This is a genomic window from Terrimonas alba (assembly GCF_042434975.1).
GTDB lineage: Bacteria > Bacteroidota > Bacteroidia > Chitinophagales > Chitinophagaceae > Terrimonas_B > Terrimonas_B alba.
Genome location: NZ_JBHMQM010000007.1, coordinates 217,584 through 240,658, shown reverse-complemented (window position 1 = coordinate 240,658; position 23,075 = coordinate 217,584). Strand labels below are relative to the sequence as shown.

General features: G+C 36.2%; 17 protein-coding genes. 6 read left to right on the top strand and 11 right to left on the bottom strand.

Annotation, left to right across the window (positions count from 1 at the left end; translation table 11 throughout):
* Window positions 1–34 precede the first annotated feature (34 nt).
* The 3 genes from ACFEL9_RS20215 to ACFEL9_RS20205 are packed head-to-tail and all read left to right on the top strand — an operon-like array spanning window position 35 to window position 5,528.
* The gene (locus tag ACFEL9_RS20215) at window positions 35–2,095 is read left to right on the top strand and encodes a tellurite resistance TerB C-terminal domain-containing protein (RefSeq protein WP_385894007.1); all 2,061 of its coding nucleotides are present in this window, start codon (window positions 35–37) and stop codon (window positions 2,093–2,095) included.
* Window positions 2,088–3,401: an ATP-binding protein gene (locus tag ACFEL9_RS20210; protein WP_385894005.1), complete on the top strand. Its 1,314-nt coding sequence runs from the start codon at window positions 2,088–2,090 to the stop codon at window positions 3,399–3,401. Before ACFEL9_RS20215 ends, ACFEL9_RS20210 begins: the two co-directional genes overlap by 8 nt.
* Window positions 3,402–5,528, top strand: coding sequence for a DEAD/DEAH box helicase (locus ACFEL9_RS20205; protein ID WP_385894003.1), 2,127 nt, complete (start codon window positions 3,402–3,404; stop codon window positions 5,526–5,528).
* Here the strand turns inward: ACFEL9_RS20205 and ACFEL9_RS20200 are convergent.
* From ACFEL9_RS20200 to ACFEL9_RS20175, 6 genes are all read right to left on the bottom strand, one after another.
* The gene (locus tag ACFEL9_RS20200) at window positions 5,488–6,186 is read right to left on the bottom strand and encodes a potassium channel family protein (RefSeq protein WP_385894001.1); all 699 of its coding nucleotides are present in this window, start codon (window positions 6,184–6,186) and stop codon (window positions 5,488–5,490) included. The genes ACFEL9_RS20205 and ACFEL9_RS20200 overlap by 41 nt on opposite strands.
* A 151-nt stretch (window positions 6,187–6,337) precedes the next feature.
* Entirely contained in the window at window positions 6,338–7,198 is an 861-nt protein-coding gene (locus ACFEL9_RS20195; RefSeq protein WP_385894000.1) for a DUF7281 domain-containing protein, read from the bottom strand.
* On the bottom strand, window positions 7,195–8,907 hold the full coding sequence (locus tag ACFEL9_RS20190) for an ATP-binding protein (RefSeq protein WP_385894328.1): 1,713 nt from the start codon (window positions 8,905–8,907) through the stop codon (window positions 7,195–7,197). The genes ACFEL9_RS20195 and ACFEL9_RS20190 overlap by 4 nt, the downstream gene beginning before the upstream one ends.
* Window positions 8,903–10,849 (bottom strand): ATP-binding protein, encoded by a 1,947-nt coding sequence (locus ACFEL9_RS20185; RefSeq protein ID WP_385893998.1) that lies wholly within the window; start codon window positions 10,847–10,849, stop codon window positions 8,903–8,905. The genes ACFEL9_RS20190 and ACFEL9_RS20185 overlap by 5 nt, the downstream gene beginning before the upstream one ends.
* Entirely contained in the window at window positions 10,833–11,417 is a 585-nt protein-coding gene (locus ACFEL9_RS20180) for a condensin complex protein MksE (protein ID WP_385893997.1), read from the bottom strand. The genes ACFEL9_RS20185 and ACFEL9_RS20180 overlap by 17 nt, the downstream gene beginning before the upstream one ends.
* Before the next feature lie 8 nt (window positions 11,418–11,425).
* Complete coding sequence (locus ACFEL9_RS20175) at window positions 11,426–12,625, bottom strand: hypothetical protein (RefSeq protein WP_385893995.1); 1,200 nt, start codon at window positions 12,623–12,625, stop codon at window positions 11,426–11,428.
* 279 nt (window positions 12,626–12,904) lie between these two features.
* On the opposite strand from ACFEL9_RS20175, the gene ACFEL9_RS20170 reads away from it, so the two are divergent.
* Both ACFEL9_RS20170 and ACFEL9_RS20165 read left to right on the top strand, forming a co-directional pair.
* Window positions 12,905–13,714: a hypothetical protein gene (locus ACFEL9_RS20170; protein ID WP_385893993.1), complete on the top strand. Its 810-nt coding sequence runs from the start codon at window positions 12,905–12,907 to the stop codon at window positions 13,712–13,714.
* Window positions 13,715–13,841: 127 nt separating this feature from the next.
* Window positions 13,842–14,792: a competence protein CoiA family protein gene (locus tag ACFEL9_RS20165; RefSeq protein ID WP_385893991.1), complete on the top strand. Its 951-nt coding sequence runs from the start codon at window positions 13,842–13,844 to the stop codon at window positions 14,790–14,792.
* 23 nt (window positions 14,793–14,815) lie between these two features.
* On the opposite strand, the gene ACFEL9_RS20160 is transcribed toward ACFEL9_RS20165, so the two are convergent.
* The 5 genes from ACFEL9_RS20160 to ACFEL9_RS20140 form a co-directional block, all read right to left on the bottom strand.
* Window positions 14,816–15,265, bottom strand: a complete 450-nt coding sequence (locus ACFEL9_RS20160) for a hypothetical protein (protein ID WP_385893989.1) — start codon at window positions 15,263–15,265, stop codon at window positions 14,816–14,818.
* Window positions 15,266–16,268: 1,003 nt separating this feature from the next.
* Window positions 16,269–16,655 carry a RidA family protein gene (locus tag ACFEL9_RS20155; protein ID WP_385893987.1) on the bottom strand — a complete coding sequence of 129 codons (387 nt, stop codon included), beginning with the start codon at window positions 16,653–16,655 and terminating at the stop codon, window positions 16,269–16,271.
* Between the two features lie 70 nt (window positions 16,656–16,725).
* Complete coding sequence (locus ACFEL9_RS20150; protein ID WP_385893985.1) at window positions 16,726–17,739, bottom strand: EamA family transporter; 1,014 nt, start codon at window positions 17,737–17,739, stop codon at window positions 16,726–16,728.
* Window positions 17,740–17,743: 4 nt separating this feature from the next.
* A complete protein-coding gene (locus tag ACFEL9_RS20145; protein ID WP_385893983.1) occupies window positions 17,744–18,211 on the bottom strand; it encodes an Lrp/AsnC family transcriptional regulator in 468 nt (155 codons plus the stop codon).
* A gap of 542 nt (window positions 18,212–18,753) precedes the next feature.
* A complete protein-coding gene (locus tag ACFEL9_RS20140) occupies window positions 18,754–19,779 on the bottom strand; it encodes a LacI family DNA-binding transcriptional regulator (RefSeq protein WP_385893981.1) in 1,026 nt (341 codons plus the stop codon).
* 158 nt (window positions 19,780–19,937) lie between these two features.
* Between ACFEL9_RS20140 and ACFEL9_RS20135 the strand changes: the two genes are divergently transcribed.
* Window positions 19,938–22,979 (top strand): SusC/RagA family TonB-linked outer membrane protein, encoded by a 3,042-nt coding sequence (locus tag ACFEL9_RS20135; protein ID WP_385893979.1) that lies wholly within the window; start codon window positions 19,938–19,940, stop codon window positions 22,977–22,979.
* Window positions 22,980–23,075: the final 96 nt, after the last annotated feature.

Below are 23,075 nucleotides of genomic sequence, written 5' to 3'. Positions count from 1 at the left end.
TAAAGGTGTATCACTATTAATTACAAAGATTCTTATGAATGTTGGTCGTTTAATTCTTGGGGTGACTCTTTGTTTTATTTCTATAGGAGGGTTCGCTAACGGAGACACATTAATAGCATTTATCGTTTTATTGGTTGGAGTAGTTCTTATAGTAGCAAAATCTGGCAAAAGGGGCGAATCTGGTGAGCCTAAAATCTCTGTAAATTCTTCTGAATCGTTAAAACTAATAAAGCCTATGCAAGAGAAAGTTTCTTCGGAAGAAGGGTTGACCTTTGCACATGAATATTTTGGCTTGGAGTGGGAAGATTTCCTACTTGTCAAAGGATTGACCTCTAAGCCAGATAGACCTTTCTATAATGAAATTGGATTAGCGTATGACTTACTAAACAGTGATAACAAAAAAAGATTGCTCCTGTCATTTATAAAAATAAAAACAAATTCGCAAGCTGGTCAAGAAGGTTTGTCCATAAGCGTTGGGTTGGAAAATGATTTTGAGTCAATGTATAATGATATATATGAGCTGCTGATTAATAACGATTTTTCACACAATCAGTTTTGCTTGACTTTTTTGAAGTTAATTGAAGACATGAAGAAACAATCAAAGATGGATACACTTGAGACGGATAAATCTATAATTGATATTACAGGAAAGGAACAAAAGCTAATATACGATAATGATCAAAAAATTGTAAAACAAGAGGAGGAGCGAAATTATGTTGAGTCTTTGCCGTATTTATATGATGATATTCGGCTTGGAACAAAATATAAAAGTCAGTTAGGGTTAAGTAATCAAGATGTTAGTTGGCTTAATAAATTTTGGAGACCATCAAATGTTTTTATTTCTATTGAAGGCTGCAGTGTTGCAACAATTAATCTCTATTTGAAAGTTCTCAAAGCTTTACAAAGTAAATTTAAGAAAGAAGGGACTACGCTCAATAATCAAAGTAGTGCTTTAGGATTTTGGGTATTGGAGTACTATAAAGCAAATAATATTTATTATTATGGAGTAGATTTTAATAGTAACTCACAATTACTTGAAAGGGTTGACTCCGAAGTTTTTCAAACCTTATTTCAGCTATGTGAAAATTTCATGAGAGAAATTTATGACCATAAAAGAAAGTTGTCAGCCATTTTCCTGTCCTCTGCTACGGAAATTAATGCTGAATTTAATAAACGCTTTGGAAAAGATACTATTGAGATACTCGAATCTTTAAAAAGCTCAATACTTGCTCCTGACACGGAAACGGAAATTGAATTAAATCAGCAAAACACAGGTAGATGGAAAAGTAAATTTGATGAATTAGTAAATTCCTTTAGTCCAACTCATTTAGGTTTATTTGTAGACAATATTTATCAATTGGGAGAATTTAACAAAAAAAACCCGTCCCTTGAAAATATATATTTCGAAGCTTCAAAATTTCTGGCAAAATTTGATAGGCTTGAATCAATTAAACTCTATTTGCACTATTTATATGCCGACCTTAAATCAACTAAGATTGATAGTAAGCAATTAGCAAAAACTATTCAAAAGAGTTTATTTAGAAATAAAGAGGAAATACACGAATTTGAAAAAGTTGTAAGCGCACTTTCAAAAGACCGTGATATTATAAAGGCAATTGAGGCTGCACCTTCCATTTTTGCAAAGAGAAGAAAGAAGATACAATTAGACGATACTCTCATTAAAGAGGTAAAGGCGCAGCATTCTGAGACCGTAGAAATATTGAATGGGGTTTTAGATGATGAATATGAAGACAATGATACAAAAATAAAAATTGTTGAATCCGGTGCGGAAGAAATGCAGATTGATATTTCTGTAAAAACTCTTCAAGAAGTGCCTAAGTCTGAGTTTCTCGCTGAAGCAAATCTTAATAAGAACCAGGAACTTTTATTGAAACTATTTGAAGAGAATAATTTTGTTTTAACAACTGAAACAATTGATTCCTTTACTAAGGACAAAGGCTTGTTTAAAAATCAATTGATAGATAGTGTTAATGAGAAATGTTTTGAATCAGTGGATGATTTGTTGATTGAAGAAGGTGAGAATGGCTACGAAATAAATAAGGAATATTTTAATAAAATTAAGAACCATGATTGAAAACGTAAAACCTAAAGAAGCGACCTCCATAGTCAATTCTCTACTTGGTGGAGTTGTTCCTAAAATTGGCGTGCAGCATATTACAGTTGGCCGGTCGGATGAAATTGAAGCTTTTTTAAAATCATTAGAAGACGTTAAGAATGGTCATAGCATGGTTAAGTTTTGGATTGGCGATTTTGGAGCGGGTAAGTCGTTTATGCTTCATTTGTTAAATACAGTAGCCTTAAAACAGAAATTCGTAGTCGCTAATGCTGATTTTACTCCTGAGAACAGGCTATATTCCAATGATAACAAGGCGGTAGCTTTATATTCCTCAATAATCGATAACATCTCTATTCAGACCAAACCTGAAGGAGGCGCACTTTCGATACTACTCGAAAAATGGATTGAACAAATTGTTTCGAAAGTTGCTCAAGAAAACGGAATCTCCCTGGCAGATATTAGAAGCGAATCATATGCCAACCTTATTAAAGATAGTATAATGAAAACTATCAATGAACTTACTGATGTTGGCGGTTTTGATTTTGGCTTAGTTGTACTTAAATATTATGAGGGATATATTACCGATAATGAAAACCTCAGAAGAGATGCGTTAAAATGGTTGAAGGGAGAGTATAGGACTAAAACAGAGGCGAGACAAGATTTGGGAGTAAGGGAAATAATAAATGACTTGAATTATTATGATATGTTGAAGAATTTTTGCAGACTCTTTGTTAGCATGGGGTATAGCGGATTTATGGTAAACCTTGATGAAGCGATAAATCTCTACAAAATTTCTACAGGGCAAATAAGAGAAAAAAACTATGAAAAGATTCTTACGATATACAATGATTGTTTTCAGGGAAAGGTGAGCAATTTTTTTATCAATTTTGCAGGGACAAGAGAGTTTTTAGAGAATGAAAGAAGGGGATTGTTTAGTTATCAAGCATTAAAGTCGAGGCTTGAGACAAATAAGTTTGAAACCGTAGAAATTAGAGATTTCGCACAACCTGTCATTCGCCTAATGCCTTTGAGCCATAATGAAATTTTCGTTTTACTCCAAAAACTGAAAGCCATTTTTGATTTTAACTATAAAGTGAAAATAAATGTTGATGATGCTGATATTCATTTATTCATGGAGGAGCTTTTTAATAAGCCTGGGGCAAATGAATTTTTAACTCCAAGAGAGGTTATTAGGGACTTTCTGAATATTCTCAGCGTACTGAGGCAAAATTCCTCACTTGATAAGAAAAAATTGTTTGGGGATTTAGAAATTAAAGATGAACGGCCGGACAACCTTGCATTTGAAAATGTAGAAGAAATATAAATGGCCTACGAACTACTGTCAGAACCAATACGAAGATATATTCGGGATAAGCGATGGGAGTCCCTGAGACCTATTCAGGCCGCAGCTATTTCTAAAATTTTGTCTACCGAGGAAAACTATATTCTGGCATCCAGGACTGCTTCTGGCAAAACGGAAGCAGCATTTTTGCCTATTCTTAGCAAAACTGATTTTAAAGAAAAGGGTATACAAGTATTATATATTTCTCCTCTAATTGCTCTTATTAATGACCAATTTGTGCGAATCGAGGAATTGTGCAAATATTTAGACGTAACAGTAACTAAATGGCATGGTGAGGCTAATAAAACCCTTAAAGAGAAATTAATTAAAGAACCATCAGGGATTTTATTAATTACGCCAGAGTCATTAGAGGCAATGTTTGTCAACAACCCTTATTATATTATCGCATTATTTTCAAATTTGAAGTTTATTGTAATAGACGAAATACATTCTTTCATTGGTTCGGAAAGGGGTACACATTTAAAATCTTTGATTTCAAGAATAAAAGGGAAATGTACAGGTAAGATTAGGACAATAGGTTTGTCGGCAACAATAGGTGACTATGATGAAGCCAAAAGATTTACGGGTGAAGAAGATATAACTAAAGTATTACTTGATAAAACTGCAAAGGATGTTTCAGCACTTTTCAAATATATGAAAGTTGAAGGTGATGAAATTCCACCCAGCTTAATAACTGAACTATATGACCTTACCAAGGATAAGAAAGTTTTAATATTCCCAAATAGCAGGGGAAAAGCGGAAGAAATTGCAGTTAAGCTGAAAAAATTATCCGAAAAGAAAAAAGGCCATCCTTACTATTTTTCTCATCATTCATCAATTGATAAGGAATTAAGAGAATATATTGAAGACTTTGCGAAGAATAACAAAAGACATAACTTCTGCATAATATGTACCTCTACCCTGGAATTAGGGATTGACATTGGAACAGTTGACTTAGTAGTTCAAGTTAATTCAACATTTTCCATTGCCTCCCTTATTCAACGTGTTGGACGAAGTGGAAGAAAAGAAGGCGCACAAAGCAATCTTTTACTTTATGCTACTAAGAATTGGGAATTATTACAGTCATTTGCGTGCTGGGAATTGTACAAAGAAGGTTTTATCGAACCGCTTACGCCTCAAAAAAAACCTTTTGATATTTTGTTTCATCAAATACTTTCTGTTTTAAAGGAAAAATCAGGAATTAGCAGAGTTAAATTATTGGAATGGATAAAATTCAATGTCGCATTTTCAAATATTAACTCTGATGAGGTAGACTATTTGATTGATTATATGATTGGATGTGATTTCATTGAAGATTTAAAACAAGAATTGATAATAGGAGTTGAAGGCGAAAAATTAGCAGATTCAAGGTCGTTTTACAGTGTATTCAAAACAGATGAAAAATTTAAAGTGATTAATGCTGGGAAATCGTTAGGCGAAATTCCGTACTCTCTCCAGGTTGTTCCAGATGAGAATATTTTTCTTGCAGCAAGGGTTTGGAAAATTGTGGATGTTGATATGAAAGCAAATAAAATTCAAGTTATTCCTGCTAAAGATGGCAGAAAACCTCTTTTCTTTGGCACTGGCGGAGATATACACTCCCGAATTCGAGAGAAAATGCTGCAATTGCTATACGAGCCGGTAGATGAGGTCGAGGCACACGAGAGTTCTATAGAAGGTATCAATGATTTAAAACAAATGTTTAATTCGGTCGTGATAGAAGACCTTTATTATGATAGACCAGTTTTAGCGAATGAGAAAGTAATAGAGTTTTATTCTTTTAACGGTACAAAGGTTAATAGGACAATTGATTTTTTATTAAAGGTTCAAGGGATAAAGACATTTTATGACGAAGCCATTTCTTTATTTGAATTTGATAAAACGGATGCTGCGATTAATGACATTATAGGAAAGGTAAATAGTGAGCTGCAATCAATTGAAAGTTTAATTGATGAGGCTTTGGAAAAAAATCCGCACCTTTTTAAATTTTCCAAATGGGGGGAATTTCTTCCAAGTGAGTTTAAAAAATCCTATTTACTGGAACGATACTTTGATCCTGAAAACACTGCTAATTTTCTGAAGAATTTACAGTTAAAACATCCTCGATAACCTCATTTTCTTTTTTCCCTTCCATGAACCATGAGGCTATAAAGCCTGTGAATGTTCCAAAAAGCCCAACGCCAGCTATCATTAAAATAGAGGCAATCATTCTTCCTTCGGTAGATACAGGAAATTTATCGCCATATCCAACGGTAGTGATTGTTGCAAACGCCCACCAAATTGCGTCCTCAGCATTTTTTATGTTACCGTTGGGCAAATCAGCTTCTACCGTCAGTATCGCAATTGACGAAAATATTACCAAGAGGATTGAAATTAATGCTACGGCCGTAAAAGTTCCCTTTGTTCGGTTTTGGAATACGTGGCTAACAAGTACTTTAGTTGACCTGAACGCCCTGAGAATTCTTAGTAGGCGAATTACTCTTAATAGCCGACCGGCTCTCATTATATCTAATGTAGGTATGCTTGCCAAAAGTTCAATCCAACCCCAGCGCAAAAATTTCAACTTGTTTGTTGCTTTATAAAGCCTATAAAAGAAATCAATTAGGAAGAATACGCATATAAAATTGTCAACTGTTCCCAGTACTTTTGAGACTTCCGCAGGCAACTTAAAAAATGTATCAATGAGTAAAGCAACTAAAACGTATATAGAAAGAACCAGAATCATGACCTGAAACGCTCCAAAGCTTTCCTGTTTTTTTTGTTCCATAAAAATTGCAATTATTTTTAGTTATGTTTTGTAGCAAAAATTAGTGATTAAATTTTAAGAGTAGGCATGTTGAAGAAGTGAAAAATGGGCTTTCATGCGGGTGTATCTGCCCCACTGTGAATTACCCTTTATTGGCATATAACGGAACAGTTTAAATGTTTTTTTGACGACTAAATACTTCTTGTTCAAGTCCTTTTTTATACTTTCTAATTAGCATTAATAGACTTGAAATGCTTGACTCATCAACCTTCGCTTCATCAAACTGGATTGTTTGATTGCTGTAATTGTCTCGGTTGCCTTTTGCAGAAAGCAACTTCTCAATTTCTGACGGCAAAAAGAAGTTTGCTTTTTCTTTCAAGTGCTTCTTATACTCGTTGAAATAAATATTCAGCCCTGAAAAGTCAAAGTCACCAAAGTGTAAATAGTTGTTGGGAATTGTCTGCAACCACCTGACTAAATCTTTGTTCTGAGGATACCTTGAAACAAATAGCGGCTGAATATTCTCAAATAATTTTTTCTGTTTTTGGATGTGTCGGAAGTTCTCAGGGTTTTCAATTCCAACTATTGTGATTTTGTCAGATGGGGAGAAGTATTCATAGTCGTAAATGAAAGTGAAAGTTCCTTCTTGTGGTTCAATAGTGATTTGTCGCTTGTTCAAGATACAATCAACTGGGTTGAAGCAATTCACTAAGAAACCTTTGAAGGTTCTTATTGATTTCACCTTTGAGTTGGATGCAATGTCAATCGCATCGGCACGACTTAAATTTGCTCGCTGTAAAGCTTCAACATAATTTTCCAAACTGTCAATGCCAAAGTGATTCTTCAAGTAAGCAGAAAGCCCATTTCTGTTAGTGAGATAAACAAGTGCCTTGCTTCTTCCCTGAATTTGTTTTTTTAAAATTCCGTTGTCAATCATTGAATCAATAACAGAATGCTTCACTTTGCTGAATGGAATCTTTTCTCCATTCAGCATTGCGATTAGTTTTTCCGCTATTGAAAAAGGTAATGTCATTCTGAATACTGTGTAAGGATTCGTTTAACTCTTGTTATGCTTTTCTCGTCTTTGTTCAACTTATAAATGTGGTCAAAAGCAAGTGCATCGTTTTCTATCGGTGAACCGCTTATTAGGTGAATGTTTCTGTCTTTGGCAAATTGCAGAATACCCCTCACATTGTTTGGGTGCAGCTTACCAATTTCATCCATCATACAATGCAATTCAAAATCTTTAAACTTCTTTGATGCTCCTTCTTTGAAAACATTCAGCAACATGATATTCAGCATTGCCTTTACCAAAACATCAGTTCCGTCTGAACCAACATTTGCAAGTTTTTCAACCCAACCGGAATCATTATCATTCTCAATAATTCTGAATTTTAATTCAAACGAATCAGAGAGCGAAATGAAATCTCGTTTCAACTCACCAATTTTCTTTGCAAATTGTTTCAGTAAATCAACAGCATCTTTGTTTTTCTTTTCCTGATTTTCTCCCGAAAATAAATTTGCTTTCCCTAACTCCATTGCATTCTCATCATTGTAGTTCTTAATCATGATGAGCAACTGAACAATTTCATTCTTGCTATCGTCAACCTTCAATTCAATTTTCTTGATTACACCAGCAAAATCTTTCTTTTCAAAATCATCATTGATTTTCGCTATTATTTTTTGAATCTCGCCCGAATTAGAAACTAAACTATTTGTCTGTTGCGCAATGGTTGAAACAATCAATGCGAATCTTTCATTGACTTCTTTCTCTATCCTGTCAATTCTTTTATCCTCAATAAAGTCGGTAAGGTTCTGAGCAAAGTGAAGGAATGATTTATCATCAGTCAGTTGCTTCTTGAATTTAAAAATGTTGCCGTCGCTAAACTTGCCCAAGAAATCGGTTGCGGTCTTTCTTAATTCTTCAATCCTGTTATGAAGTTTTTCGTAGTGAATTTCTTTGATTTCGTCAACAAGAATTCTCACTCGCTTGTCAGTTATATCCTCATCATTAGGATTGGAAAAATATTCCTTAAGCGTTTTGAAGAATTCAAGTTCGTTAAAATTGCTGAATGCTTCATTGTCTTCTGAAATTGCTCCCAATTCTTTTTCCAAAGATTTAATCACTGCCTGAACAACTTCAAGTTCCTTTGCAATTGTTTCTCTTTGCTGATTATATTTCTTTTCCTCTTGCTCTAAATGCTTCTCATGCTTTTGCTTTTCTTGTTTGAACTTATCGGCTTGGTCTAAATACTGTTCCTTGTCGTAATAGTATCTTTCTACCAACCCTCTATTGGTTTCAATGAATTCAAGTTCAATTTTTATTTCGCTTAATCGGGAATCAATTTTATTCAAGCGACTTGTATCTGCACCTTTCTTTAAAAATTCATTTTCTTTTTGAGAATTTATTTCTGCCTTTCGTTTTTTATTAGCTTCCTGTTCAACTTTGATTTCTGCTTCAACATTTATCAGAAGTTGATTTACTCTTTCTCCTTCGGACTTAATTTTCTTCTCTCTTTCGGTTTCCTTTCCCTTAATCAATTTCGTCAATTCATCTTCAACTCTTGAAACTTCATCTCTTGCTTTTAATTCTGCTGTTGTCGCTTCCGCAATAGCCAATTCAGATTTTTCAAGTTGAAGTTCTCTTTCCGATTTAGCTTTTGCGACAAGTTCATTTCGCTTTACAGTTGCATCTGATTGTTTCGTTTGATTTTGCCCAAGTGAATATTCGTTCTCTTTAATTGAACCTTTCTTCTCTCGTATTTTCGGCTGATATTTTCTTTTTTAGGTTTTCTTTATCCTTCTCTAATTTTTCTATCAGTCCTGAAATAGATTTTTTAATGCCTTCAACTTTCTCTTTCAGTTCCAATTTTTCTTTTTCATAGTCAGCAACGGTCTTAACGGTTTTACTGATTTCATTCAAGTCAATTTCCACTCCATAAAAATCTTTTGATTTGCCTGAAAGTTTCGGAGATAGAGAAGTATTGAACAAGACATTTTTCTCGTCAATTACCTTTCCAATTGTCTTTTCCCAACCGGGGTATTGCTCTGTTAACCAACCATACAAAGAATTCTTGCTGTTTTCAATGTAGGATTCAATCTCAGCAATCTTGCTGTTTGATTCCGAGATTTGCTCATCTAACTTTTCTTTTTCTCTTTCAAAAGTTTTCTGCAATTCTTTTTCTTCAAGTTCCCAATGCTTTTGAAATGTTTCAATTTGTCTTACAGAGTTTTCGTTATCTGAATTTAGTTTTTGAATTGCGTCAGCATACGATTTTATCTCAGTTTCAAGTTTCTTTATTTCCTCTGCAAAAAAGTTTTTGTGTTTGATTCCTTCTCTTGAAATTTTTAGGTTGTTAGTAAGCTGCTTTTTATGTTCCCAATCTTCTCTTGCAATATCAATTTCCTTTTTATGCTCTGTTCGTAAATCAGATGTCTGCTTTTCAAAATCTTTTCTCGTTTCAGTTTGGAATGTGAGAAAATCAGAATTGATTTTATTCTTAGTGGCCTCCTGCGCATTGAGAGATTCTTTTAGTTGATTTTCCAACTGGTCAAGTAAAGCCTGAAATTTTTGTGCTAACTCTTTGAATTGTGTTGAAAGCAATTCCTTTTCATTTAGCAAATTCTTTTGCTCTTTCTCAGTGGTAACCTTCTTTTCAACTCTTGAAATTATTTGGTGAATATTCTTCTGCTGATATTCTTCCGTCAGTCGCCTAACTGTTTTTAGATTTTCTTCCTGAACTCTAATATCACCTTTGATTTTATCCTCTTTAGTTTTAAAAGCATCTGCCATTTTTTTTAACTTAGAAAGCAGAACACTTTCACCGTCTTTCTGCTTCCCTAATCTCTTAGTAAATTCAGGTTCTTCTTGCTGATTTTTATTTACAGCCCAAGCCAAGTGTTTTGTAATCTGGATTTTTTCCTTCTCCAAATTCTTAATTGCAATATGTAGTTTGGAAATTGATTCTCCTTGTGCAGTTGCACTTGGTGTTTTGAATTTTCTGATGTCAGAAAGTTGTGTTTCAAAATCATTCAGGTGATGAGCATATTGGTTCAAGTCAATCCGAACATCATTTTCTAAAGACATGATAATGGTTTGCTTAATGAACTCGGCTTCCATTTTTGAATTAAGGAATACATTCTGAATTGTTTTCGGGATGTAATGGTAATCCCTGCTTTCAAGAATGGAGTAGCGTTTTAGTTCACCCTTTTTACCATCATGATTTCCATAAACTATATCACGATACTCTTTGTGTTCCTCAATCTTTCTTTTGGTGTAGAATACTTTGTGCTGGTCAAGTTGTTCTGCAATACCTTCCCAACTTTCAGGAACATTTCCACTATCACTCACGAAAAATTCCCTATTGTATTCTCCGTCAAAAAATCTAAAACAAACTTTGTGTTGCGACTTGTAGGAAACCACACAAAACTTTCCATCATCACGAACCACTTCATAAATGATGTAGGCGTTTGAATCTTTGAAATAGTAATCGGTGTAAGTTGCCTTCTGTTTTGGAATTCCTAAACCAAAAGTGTCAGCATTGTAGAAAAATAATATTGCTCTCAGCAACGTGCTTTTGCCTACGCCTTGTGTGCCTATGAAATGCACATTGCCGTCAAGATTTATTTCGGCATAGCGTATTCGTGCGCTGTTGATGAATATGATTTTATTCAGGTATCTCATGCTGAACTTCTTCGGGGATATTGATATTATTTATGAGCTCTTCAAGATACTTGAAGGATGAAAGCACTTTGTAGGATTTCAAGATTTCATTTTCAATTTCTGCAAAACCGTCTTTGCAAAGAGATTCAACGATTTTGTTCACTACTTCATGGTAAGGAGTTTTCTCCTCTATTTTGAGAATGCCCTTTAGTCCATCGGCTTTATTTTTCAATACTGCCTGAACACTTATTTCGACTGAAATTTTTGCAGGCGAAAAAGAGTAGCCCGAAGCAAAAGCATTGTCAAAGGTTTTGAAGAAGTCAACGATGTCAATCCATTTACAAGCTGCTTCCAACTTTCTTTCTAAGTCCGCTTTTGATTCATCTTTTCGTGAGAAGTGATAATACTCGTCTCCCTTTTGAAGAATGAAATTGATTGAATAGAAATACTCAAAAAGAGTTTCAAAGTTCTCGGGGTCGTCAAGAATTTCACAGAGTTTTGAAATGCGACTGTCAGAACTGTTTGAGCAAATGAATTGTCCTTTGCTTAGTAGTTCAAATATTTCTCCTGTTTGTCTCGGAACATTCATATTGCTGTTTATTTCGGATAGACTAATGCGTATTCAATCTTGTCTTGCCGTTCGAAATTATCTGATACCTCGAACTCATCTTCAAATATTGAAATCATCTGACAATAAATCGTAACTCTCTCGGCAAACGAAACCTCTCTTGGGAACTCATACTCATAAATGTAGTCAAACAGGTGTTTGCCTGCTGTCGCAAAGGTCTTTTTCACTTCATGCAAATTGATGTGAACTTCCTTTTCTGTTTTAACTTTTAAATCATCCGCTGAAAGATTTTCGGCAATGAGTTTTTTCGGATTAATTCCCGACTTGTATTGGCCGCTGACTTTTTTGATTAATTGGTAAATATCATCCCGCTGTAAATTCTCGAGTGAAAGTTTTAATGAGTAAACCGGTTTTGCTTCAAAAGCAAGTGAATGAGTGTTTGATAAAACTTCAATGATGTCTGTTTTATGTTTGATTTCAAATTGGTCTCTCAAATATTTCAACTGCCTCAACTTCTCAATGAACCTGTTCTGATATTTTATTTGATTGATGTATTCAATGATTTGCTTTCTCGTCTCAATTAAGTTCTGCCTGGATTCTGTCAAGTCCAAAATCAATTCTGTCTTGATGTATTTCAGTTCTTCATCCGTCGCAGTTTTGAAAAAAGTAAGTTCATCTTCATTCACCAGCTTCTCTGTTTGCACAATCATTTGCTGAATGGCTTCCAATTTCAGTTTGTGGTTTTCAAGTTTTGCAAGTTTGATTTTGTAATTCGGTTCTGTCTTAAAAGCGTTTTCAATGTTTCGAGTTAAGTCAACAATGTTTCTCATTGTGATTCTTCCTATTTTCCGCAAAGCAGATTTCACCGCTTTCAAATACTTGAATCTTTCACTGTCGGTTGTCGCCTGTAAATAGTAAAGCATGTATTCACCCCTTACCTGCCTTAGGTTTTCATTGATGTAAGAAGTGTTTATTTCCTCGTTGACTTCCAAAATTTCCTCAAAGAATTTTAGGAACTGGTCGTCAAGTTCAAGAAGATTTCCGCTTTGCCTGATAATGTTCTTACTAAGTAAAAGTTTAATCACATCTTCGTTCCCCTCCATTACTTCAAGTGCATACTCATATTTATATGAAAGCGATTTCCGCTTTTCAAACATCTCAGCCAAAAGTTTGTGTCCTCTGCTAAGAGTGCTGAGTAATTCTCGTATGGAGTTGAAATGATTCATCAAAAAAGATGATTTCTTTAAACTTTTAGTATAAAATCAGACCTAAAATATAGTAAAAAAGGAGAGTAATTACGAATATTGATATGATTATCTGCACTCAGACGGCATAAAAGGTGATATTACATTTGCTTTACAAAGTGACTCCTTATATCCTAAGCCTGCTGAAAGTGAAAATCTGAGTAGTTTTGTCCGAAGTGGAGTATTACTAAAGTATTTTACTTTTTTTTGCAATGGAATTTTTAGTAGTAATAGATTAGAAATAGAATTTTCGAACAATACAAAATGAAATTTTCAAAACGAACATATCCAATTTTAGAAGCGGTTGAGGAAAGACTATTTTCAAAACTGGATATACATGCCGCTTTCACTGATGAGATAAATGAGTATCTCGAAAAACATGGAAAGAGGGATAAATGCTATAACGAAGTTTTTGAATTGCTTACAGAGTTTGACACTAATCAGCCTCATATATGTTATTTTGCCAAAACCATCATAGATAAGGCTAATCTTATAAAGTATAAGTTGTTTGATATTTACCAAGAGATCCCTGACAGCAAAGGAATTTTCTTATTTCCAGACACATCTTCAATTCTTTACAAATGGCATAATAAAGTTTTACAGACTGTTCATTTTGGCAATACGGAAATTGTTGAAGTGGCAACATTAGAATTTGGGGAATTGGAAGGGAAGAGGGCAATTCAGGTTACAAGAATACCCGAACCCGGTATTAGCGAAGATGGGAAGAAGCTACTTAATAATTCGTCTCATACAGAAGGAACATTAATGTCATGGATTACTCTTATATATTTAGCTTTTTACCATTTTGCTGAAATTGAAATTAAAATTATAAGCGGTGGGAATGATGCAAGTAAAAGAACAACTCTTAATAATGAGAAATATGTAAATGAAACTGTTCCAAAGATTGAGATTATTGATAGTAACTGGTTTACAAAAATCATTCGTGCAGGCGGGTTTTCTGTCAATGGCCATTTCCGATTACAGCCTCATGGCAATAATTTAACTAAAAGGAAGTTGATTTGGATTGAAGATTACGAGAAGCATGGTTACAGCCGAAAAGCAAAAATTGAATAGATGTGAATTTTATAATAAGCATTAATATTGGTGAATCTGGACATTGTGGCACAACGGGAAGTTTAATACTCAATACGGATGAGTATTGACCGAAATAATATTTAAGGTACAGTCAAACAAACTTTATGTGGTAATTGATGGTGAACATAACTATGGAGAGTTATTTGAGTATGGTCTCAAAGAGGGCCAACTTGTGCATATTGATGAAGTGGAAAATGGATTATCATGCGGATGTATTTGTCCTGATTGTGAAACACCGTTAGTAGCGTATAACAATCCAAAGAATAAAAAGGCGAATCATTTTCAGCATAAAAGTAAGGTGGACTGTACAAACGCTTATGAAACAGCCTTGCACTATCTTGCCAAGCAAATTATACTGGAAACTAAAACACTGGTTGTGCCAGATAGAACATTTTCTCTTTCTAATCTTGCACAAGCATATTTAGCGGATGTTATTAACCCCTACGATACTAAAACAGACAGAAAGACATTGATTTTTGATAAGGTGGAGGTTGAGAAATCCGAAGGTACTTTTAGGCCAGATGTGAAATGCTTTATAGGAGAAAAAGTATTGCTGATTGAGATTGCAGTAACACATTTTGTTGATGACATTAAAAGGGATAGAATCTTACAGAATAAACTTCCGCTACTTGAAATTAATCTTTCGAAATATGACCGTACCATTCAAAAAGATAAACTTATAGAGGTTTTACATGGAAGTATTGAAGATATGAATTGGCTATATAACTCTAAAATTACCTTACGCCAACAAAGTATTATCAAAAAAGGACAAGCCTTAAAAGATTTTGTATTGAGTAATACAAAGAATCATCAAGTTTATGGAAAGAACCATGATATTTATGATTGTCCAATTTATAAAGAGCCTAATGGAAAAGTCAGTGCAGATGATTGTTGTTACAATTGTAGATATTATCTCGAAGAATGGGAGGGAATTCAAGAAGTCGGTGACATTCCTTCAAAATATCCTCATCATACCCTCGATTGTATAGGTCATGAAGCGAAAGCGTTTGATAGCTTGTTAAAGGCCCACGGAGTAGCGATTGAAGATAGAAAATGAGAAGACGTCAATTCCCAGTATTGCTAACCCCAATAATCACTGCGTCTCTTGGGCTGCGGGTTGTAAGTTGGAGGAATATATTCAATTAATTGATTTTGGTTTACCCATTTTTGTTTGATTTCCTTTTCGTGTGTCCAGGAACAATGAACTTTATTATTTAGAAAATTAAACTTCCCCGCACTCATTACCGGGTAGGTATGGGTAGATAGTATTATTCTTGTGCCTTCTTTAAATTTCTGTTTGGTTTTTAATTTTTTACGAAGATAAATCACAAAAAGACTTAGAAATAGTAGCCCTACAGCAAAGGCAAAGATTTGACTTACCGTTAAAACAACTGTTTGCCCAAGAACTCCTTTTGTAAATTTCAAAATTGAGAAAAGTGAAATGCCGGTTACCATAACAAATCCGGTTGTAACATTTTCAATTGAAAATTCTATGAGTTTGTCAAAAATCTTATCTAAAATCTTTTTCATTTCAGTTCTATATTTATTGCAATAAGTAAATAGCGAAATTAAATGTCGAGCGATCAAAAAACCTCTGGTTACCAGAGGCTTTATTAATCAAAGACCATTAACCATTAAACCTTATCTTATGAAAGACTGAAGTTAAAACTTATTGGGGATTTGAGTAACCAGGAGGATTATCATAAATTTTTATGACGATTTATAATAATTTTTTGTGATGATTATCATGAAATTCCGTGAAGCATTGTTCAAGAGAGTAATGCCTGATTATTTTCCTTAGTAAACCAAAGTATGTGCGTGAATCCAGATGTGGTCAAAGTGGCCGGTTTTTGACCCTTTTTCCGGAAGGCTGAAAAAAACATGCTTTTTTTAAAATCAATCTCATTTATTCGAGTTTTAAGCGAATTTTCAGTTTACCCCTCCGCCAGAAACCCCTGATAGTATTGGCTTCCATGAGACGGATTTAAGTTTGCCCCCTAATTCTATAATTCCCAAAAAATGACCTTAAAATTGAGGTCTCCTATGGCATACTTATGTAGAAATCTTTTGTATGTGTGATAGATTAACCTCACTCTAACACATGACCCCAGCCAAGATTGATAACCTCCTAACCCCCCGGCATCACTTGTGCTACTATTTTTAAAAGTCAGAAATTTGATAAGCAATCCACTTCATTTTATAATAGCGGATTTTTGGACCGTTTAAATGCGTTTGGCGAGGGTTTAGCTATCATATTTGAATATGTTTATCAAAACAAAAAGCGGTTATGGGTAGCTTTGATTGATATAATAAACAATTATCTTTGGCTTATTAAGGATGAAAATAAACCCATCTGCATTTGTCCTTTCTTTGCACTTGTTTTCCTTATTTTTCTACTGAAATGTTGCTATTTTGTTGCCCGATTCGCTGAAATCCACGCCAGTCAAGGACTGTTAGTTTCTGTATCGGGAAATAAAGTAAGCCATCGATAAAGCAATTTAAACCAGTAATCTCTTCTCTTTTTGTTTTTGTTTTATTTCGCAGCCATTGCTTCTACTTCCAGTTTCCATTTTGGGTCAAGCAGTTGGCAACAAACCACTGTAGAGGCAGGATGAACGTCTCCCATATATTTAATGCGTAATTGTACATTGGCTTCATCGTAAACAGGATCGGCAAGATAAGTTCGGATTGAAATAATATGCTTATAATCCATTCCGGCTGATTGCAGAATGGCTCCGATATGTTGCCAGATGATTTCGCCCTGCTCTTCAAATGCTTCCGGCATGGTTTGACCATCTGGCATATAGCCATTTAACCCGCTTATGATAAGTAAGCTGGAATGGCCTTTGATCTCCACTGCATGACTGTAGTTCCGGTACGGAGGAAAGAGCTTATCCGGGTTGTGTTGAATAATTTGCATGTTTTTCTTTTGGCTGCTATTGATGCGAGGGGTCAAGATTTTTAATCAGAAGCAATTGCCTGTAACTGTCTTAATCATCACAAGCCGCCATTGTCTTCTTTGGTTTGGCGATAAGGGGTTCTCTCTTAGTCGCTGATGTGTTGACTTTTCCGGAACCTGGTTTCGACTGCTTGTATTTAGACAGGTTAATAAGCAACACGCTGATTAAAATAACCCCCAATCCCAGTACCTGCATCCAGCTCATTTTTTCGCCTGCAAAGAAAACACCCAATAGAACGGCCACCACCGGGTTTACATAAACATGGGTGCTTACCTGTGTAACGGGCCGTACGGAGAGTAACCAAACATAAGCGCTATAGCCGGCAAGGGATCCCATTACCACCAGGTATAATACTGAAAGCCATGACTCGGTCGGTACTGCCTGCCACTGAAAATCCGTCCATTCGTTATTTAATAAACTGGCTGGAATAAACACCAGTCCTGCCATTAGCATTTGCCAGGCCGAATTGACAGTGGAGGAACCAAAGGATTTATTTTTAGAATATATGGAGCCACCGGCCCAGCTAATAGTACCGATCACCAGAACGATAAAACCAACAACAGCCTCCGATCCACCTGCCTGCGATGCCAGTTTGGCCGAGCTTTCGCTGAAGAGCAATATGACGCCTGCAAAACCAATAAGAAGACCTAATAAGGTATTCCCGCTTTTGAAATTGGTTTTCCAGTTGGACTTATCAATCATCACCAGCCAGATTGCTTCCGAAGCGATCAGCATACCAACCAGGGAACTCGGGAGTGTTTTTTCTGCCCATATCACAGCGCCAGTGCCAAGAAACAGCAGCATTACCCCCGTAATAGCAGCATGCTTTATTTGTGCCGGGTTGAAAAGTTTTTCCTTTTTCAGCGCACACCAGATCATCAGCAGGATACCGGCCACAACAAAACGTATGGCCCCCATCAGGAACGGGGGAATATGCTCAATGGCTTTTTGTATAAAGAAATAAGTGGATCCCCATACTATATATACAATGCCAAAAGCGATGATGATCATTAAGGGAGAAGCTTCTTTTCTGATTAATGACATAAGATTATTTTTTTGGAATGACCAGTTGCTGTTGTTCTTTTACCGTTTCAAGCACGATAGTAGTACGGGTAGACAGGACATTGGGAATGCGTTTGATCGTTTTTCGCATAAGCGACATAAGAGATGCAGAATCTTCCGTACGTACTTTAACCAGGAAACAATCTTCACCTGCAACAATATGTACTTCCTGCACCTCGGGTACCCGGGCAAGGGATGCAGCGATTTTTGAATCAGAATCCATCCCTGATGTTTTTATGAAAATGAATGCCAGTAATTTCCTGTTTATAGTATTCGGGTCAATAGCAGTATTGTATTGAAGGATCACCTTCTTTTGCTCCAGCTTTTTTACCCTTTCCAGTACCGCCGATGGCGCCATCGACAACTCTTTTGCCAGATCAACATTCGACATCCGGGCATTGGCCTGCATGAGGTCCAGTATCTGAAGGTCAACATCATCAAGCGCTATGGCCATAAAGAATTATTTTCTGTAAAGATAAAGTAATTTAGAATAAAATTCTGAATAGTAGAGTTTTTATTGCAATAAATTCATATAATGATAAAAATCCGTATAATCGACTCATCATGGATGCCCGATAATTACCCACTGAAGGAAGTAGGGAGTCGCAGTTGGATATCCGCTCGTTGTTTGCATTATCCTGGTGAGATAACAAGGCAAGTGAGCAATGAAGATATGCTGGATTATATTTCAGTAAATTTTGTATGGAAGGTAGATTACCTTTTTCATCTAAACCAAGTTTACTTTTCTATTTACTGGCAACATAATATAGATAAGCACTTCAACAAACTGACGTTTCTCTTAGTATGATAAGATAAAAAAAGTATTACTGCTGTGGTGAAATAACCAATTCCGGATATCGCTGCCCAAAAATATTACCCCCTATTTTATTACACGCTTTCAGATTGACATCTTATCCAGTCATAAAACTTAGTCATCAAAAAACAATGCAGTGGGCTTCAAAAGAGAGCTACTTGCCAACCGGTTATCACTTTTATTCATGTTGATTCCCTGATTAAAAGCTGTGTTTTTAATACCACCGTCTTATGATTTGTTTTTGCACCATCGGTATTTCCCTCATTGTTGATTTCGTTTAATACCAGCCTGGCGGCTTCCCTTCCGAGGTCAAATGTAGGTTGGGCCATAGTAGTAAGAGCAGGATCGACTAATTCAGAAGACAGGTCATTACTAAAACCTACAACAGCTATATCCTGCGGAATTCGCAATTTATTTTGTTTTATTACTCTCATGGCTGCAATGGCGGTAGGGTCATTCATGCAAAAAAGCGCATCGGGCGGCGGCGACAGCGTTAAAAAGTGCTGAACATAAATTTTTACTTTCTCCAGCGAGAGATCATAAGAAATAATCAGGTTATTATCTATTGGGATTTTATGTTTCTTCAAAGCGTCAAGATACCCTTGCAAACGAAGCTTACTGTTGATCAGTGAATCAGGCCCGGCAAGATGCGCTATTCTCTTTCGCCCTTTTTTAATAAGATGTTCTACGGCAGTAAACGCCGCTTCATAGTCATCCACCACTACTTTAGGTGTATCCAGCAAATCGGTAACACGGTTAAACATGACCAAAGGAATGCCCCTTCTTTGTATCAGTTTGAAGTGATCAAAATTCCTCGTTTCCTTTGTATGTGATGCAATGATGCCATCTACCTGCTGGGAAAGCAACAATTTTACATTTTCTACTTCCCTTTCATAATTTTCATTGCTATGGCAAATAAGACTTTTATATTTTTCGGCTTCAAAAATTTCTTCCGCTCCTTTGATGATAGAGGGAAAAAATGAACTCATTATTTCAGGAACTAATATACCTATCAACAATGTTTTTTTATTAGCCAGGCTTAAGGCTAATGTGTTGCGTTGGTAGTCCAGCTTTGCAGCCAGTTCAAGCACAGCAATCCTTGTTTTTTCTTTTACACTGGAATGTCCCAACAAAGCTCTCGACACGGTTGACTTTGAAATTCCCAACTCCTTCGCAATGTCTATAATTGAAATTTGATGTGACTTCATTGAAATGTTTGTTCAGAATTGATGGTAAAATATAAAAGTAGGCATTTTGGGAACATTCCCAAAAAAATGGGAACATTCCCAAAAATAATAATTCATAAAAAGAGTTTTTGTTTCATTTTTTTACTTCATTTTTATGCTACAAACAAAAAACGACTGCCATGCTAAAAAAAATTCCTCGTTTATTTTCCTTCACCTTTACACTTATACTTCTTACTGCTTTTAGTGTTAATGCAGTTGCACAAACGTTAACTGTCACAGGAACCGTGACAGGTAATAACAATGAACCATTATCAGGCGTAACCGTTGCCGACAAGCAATCCAATAATGCTGTTGTCAGTAGTGCCAACGGGCAATTTTCAATTAAGGCATCGTCTTCCACATCTACGCTTGTATTTTCTCATACAGGGTTTCAAACAGTGGAGATTTCATTAAATGGCCAATCCAATTTGAAAGTAAGCATGCAGTTGGCTACTAGTGAACTTGCCAATGTAGTGGTGGTTGGTTATGGTACCCAGAGAAAGGCAACTATAACTGGCTCGGTGGCTACCATAAAAGGTGATGAACTGAAGCAGACTGCTGTAAGCAACCTGGCGCAGGGTTTACAAGCAAGGGTTGCGGGTGTACAGGTTACCCAAAACTCGTCGGCACCCGGAGGTAATATAAGTGTTCGTGTGCGGGGTACCAATTCATTAAATGGAACATCGGAGCCATTATATATTGTAGATGGAGTACAGATTGCAAATAGCGGCGGCGTTACAGATATCAGTCCATTATCTACCATCAATCCCAATGACATTGAGTCGATCGATATCTTGAAAGATGCATCCGCTACTGCTATTTATGGTGCACGTGGTGCGAATGGGGTAATATTAATTACTACCAAACGCGGACGTAATGGTGCCACCCAGGTGAATTTCGAAACATATTATGGGATGCAGAAAATAACAAAGAAACTGAAGGTGATGAATGCATCAGAATTTGCGAGCCTTGAAAACCAAATTTATAGTCCCACCGTTGTATATCCCGATCCGGCTTCATTAGGTAAAGGTACCGACTGGCAGGATCTTCTCTATCATAAAGCTCCTATCCAAAGTCACCAGCTTGCAATCTCCGGGGGTTCTGATAAGACACAATTTTCTCTTTCAGGCAATTATTTTGACCAGGAAGGGATCATTATCAAGTCTAATTTCAAACGCTATTCTTTACGTGCCACCATTGATCATAAGATTAATAAACGGGTAAAAGTAGGTACGAGCATTCTTAACAGTTATTCCATTAATAAGGGAATACCTACCGGTAGCCAAAGTCTTGATGCAGCTGTAACCACTGCCAGCGTTGTGGGTTCTGCGCTGGGTGCGCCGCCAACATTGGAGGCCTATCGGCCTGATGGAACCATTTGGCCTTTTGGCGAACAATTCAATAACCGATACCGTGAAGTAATAAATCCATTGGGACTTACGGAAGTGCTGAACCAAACGGCTATTAAACGTACGCTGGCAAATGTTTATGGAGAAGTAGACATTACAAAAGGCCTGGTTTACCGCGCATCTTTTAACACTGACCTTCAAAGCAGTCTCACTGATTATTATTCTCCACGCTATATTATCGCTGCACGTGATTTAAATGCGAATTCAGGAGCTGCATCAAAATCTAATGGCAATAATACTTTGCTATTGCACGAAAGCATTCTTACCTACACCACCACATTCGGTAAAAAGAATTCTTTAAAATTCACCGGCGTTTATGCAACACAGAGCTCCCAGTATAATGCCAATAGTATTTCGGCCACCGGTCTTCCGAATGATGATACCAAAAATGAAGCATTAAATCTTGCAGTAAACCGTAACGTTAACAGTTACCGTGAAAAGCAAAAATTGCAATCTTTTATGGGAAGGGTTAACTATGGTTATGATGATAAATACCTGTTAACACTAACGGTAAGGTCTGATGGTGCAAGCGTATTTGGCGAGAACAATAAATATAGCGTCTTCCCTGCTGTTTCAGCGGCATGGCGTATTACACAGGAAAAGTTTATGGATAATGTGACATGGTTCAACGATCTTAAGCTTAGGGCGAGTTATGGTGTAACAGGAAATGCCGGCGCTATTTCTCCTTATAAATCCTTGTCATTGTCAGGTCCGGGTAGTAACTACACCTTCAATCATGTGTATACCATTGGTATCAGCCCGGTTGGAATTTCTAACCCCAACCTTAGCTGGGAAAGCTCCACGCAGGCCGACATTGGTGTTGATCTCGAGTTATTCAATAACAAGGTTGGAGTCGTTGTTGATTATTACAATAAGAAAACGGATAAATTATTATTTGACCAGGCTCTGCCATTTTCAAGCGGTTATAGTACCATCACTAAAAACTTCGGCAGCATTGAGAATAAAGGATGGGAATTTGCCGTGAATGCCAAAATATTGCAGGGTGATTTTAAATGGAATATTGGCGGTAACCTTACTTTAAATAGAAATAAAATCCTGAGTATTGATGGTGGACTTACCAAAGAAAAATTTGCCAATGGAAGCACCGTCGCCGTATTGAAAGAAGGGTCACCCGTAGGTTTATTTAAAGCCTACATTTTCGATGGTATTTACCAGGCCGGAGAAGCAGTACTGCCGGGATCAGGCAGTCGTACCGGCGGTACAAAAGTAAAAGATCTCAATAAAGATGGTCAGATTACCGGTAGTGATCAAATCATAGTCGGCGATCCCAATGCAGATTATATTTTTGGCCTCACTACCAATTTATCATACAAAGGATTTGATCTCGGAATATTCCTCACAGGCGTCCAGGGAAATGATATTTACAACCTGAGCCGTTATAGTTTCGAGAACCCGCTTGGTCAACGCAATGTTTTCCAGCCACTGGTTAATCGCTGGTCACCCACTAATCCCAATAATGAATACGTGAGCGGTTTCCAGGGTCAGCGTATACCGCTTACCGATCGTTTTGTCGAGGATGGTTCGTTTATCAGGTGTAAGAATATTACCCTTGGATATAATTTCACTTCCCTTAAAAACATAAGAAACATCAGGGTGTATGTAAGCGCCATGAACTTATTTACCATCACTGATTATAGCGGTTACGATCCGGAGGTAAATACCTATGGTAACGATAACCAGCGGATCGGAATTGACAACCTTGTTTACCCCAATTCAAGAACCATCATGGCAGGTTTGCAAGTCGGCTTTTAAATTTTATTTCATTCAAATTTTACTATAAATAGTTAGTCATGAAATGAGTCATAAAAATTTTCGAGCAATTTATCGAACGCGATGAAAATTTTTATG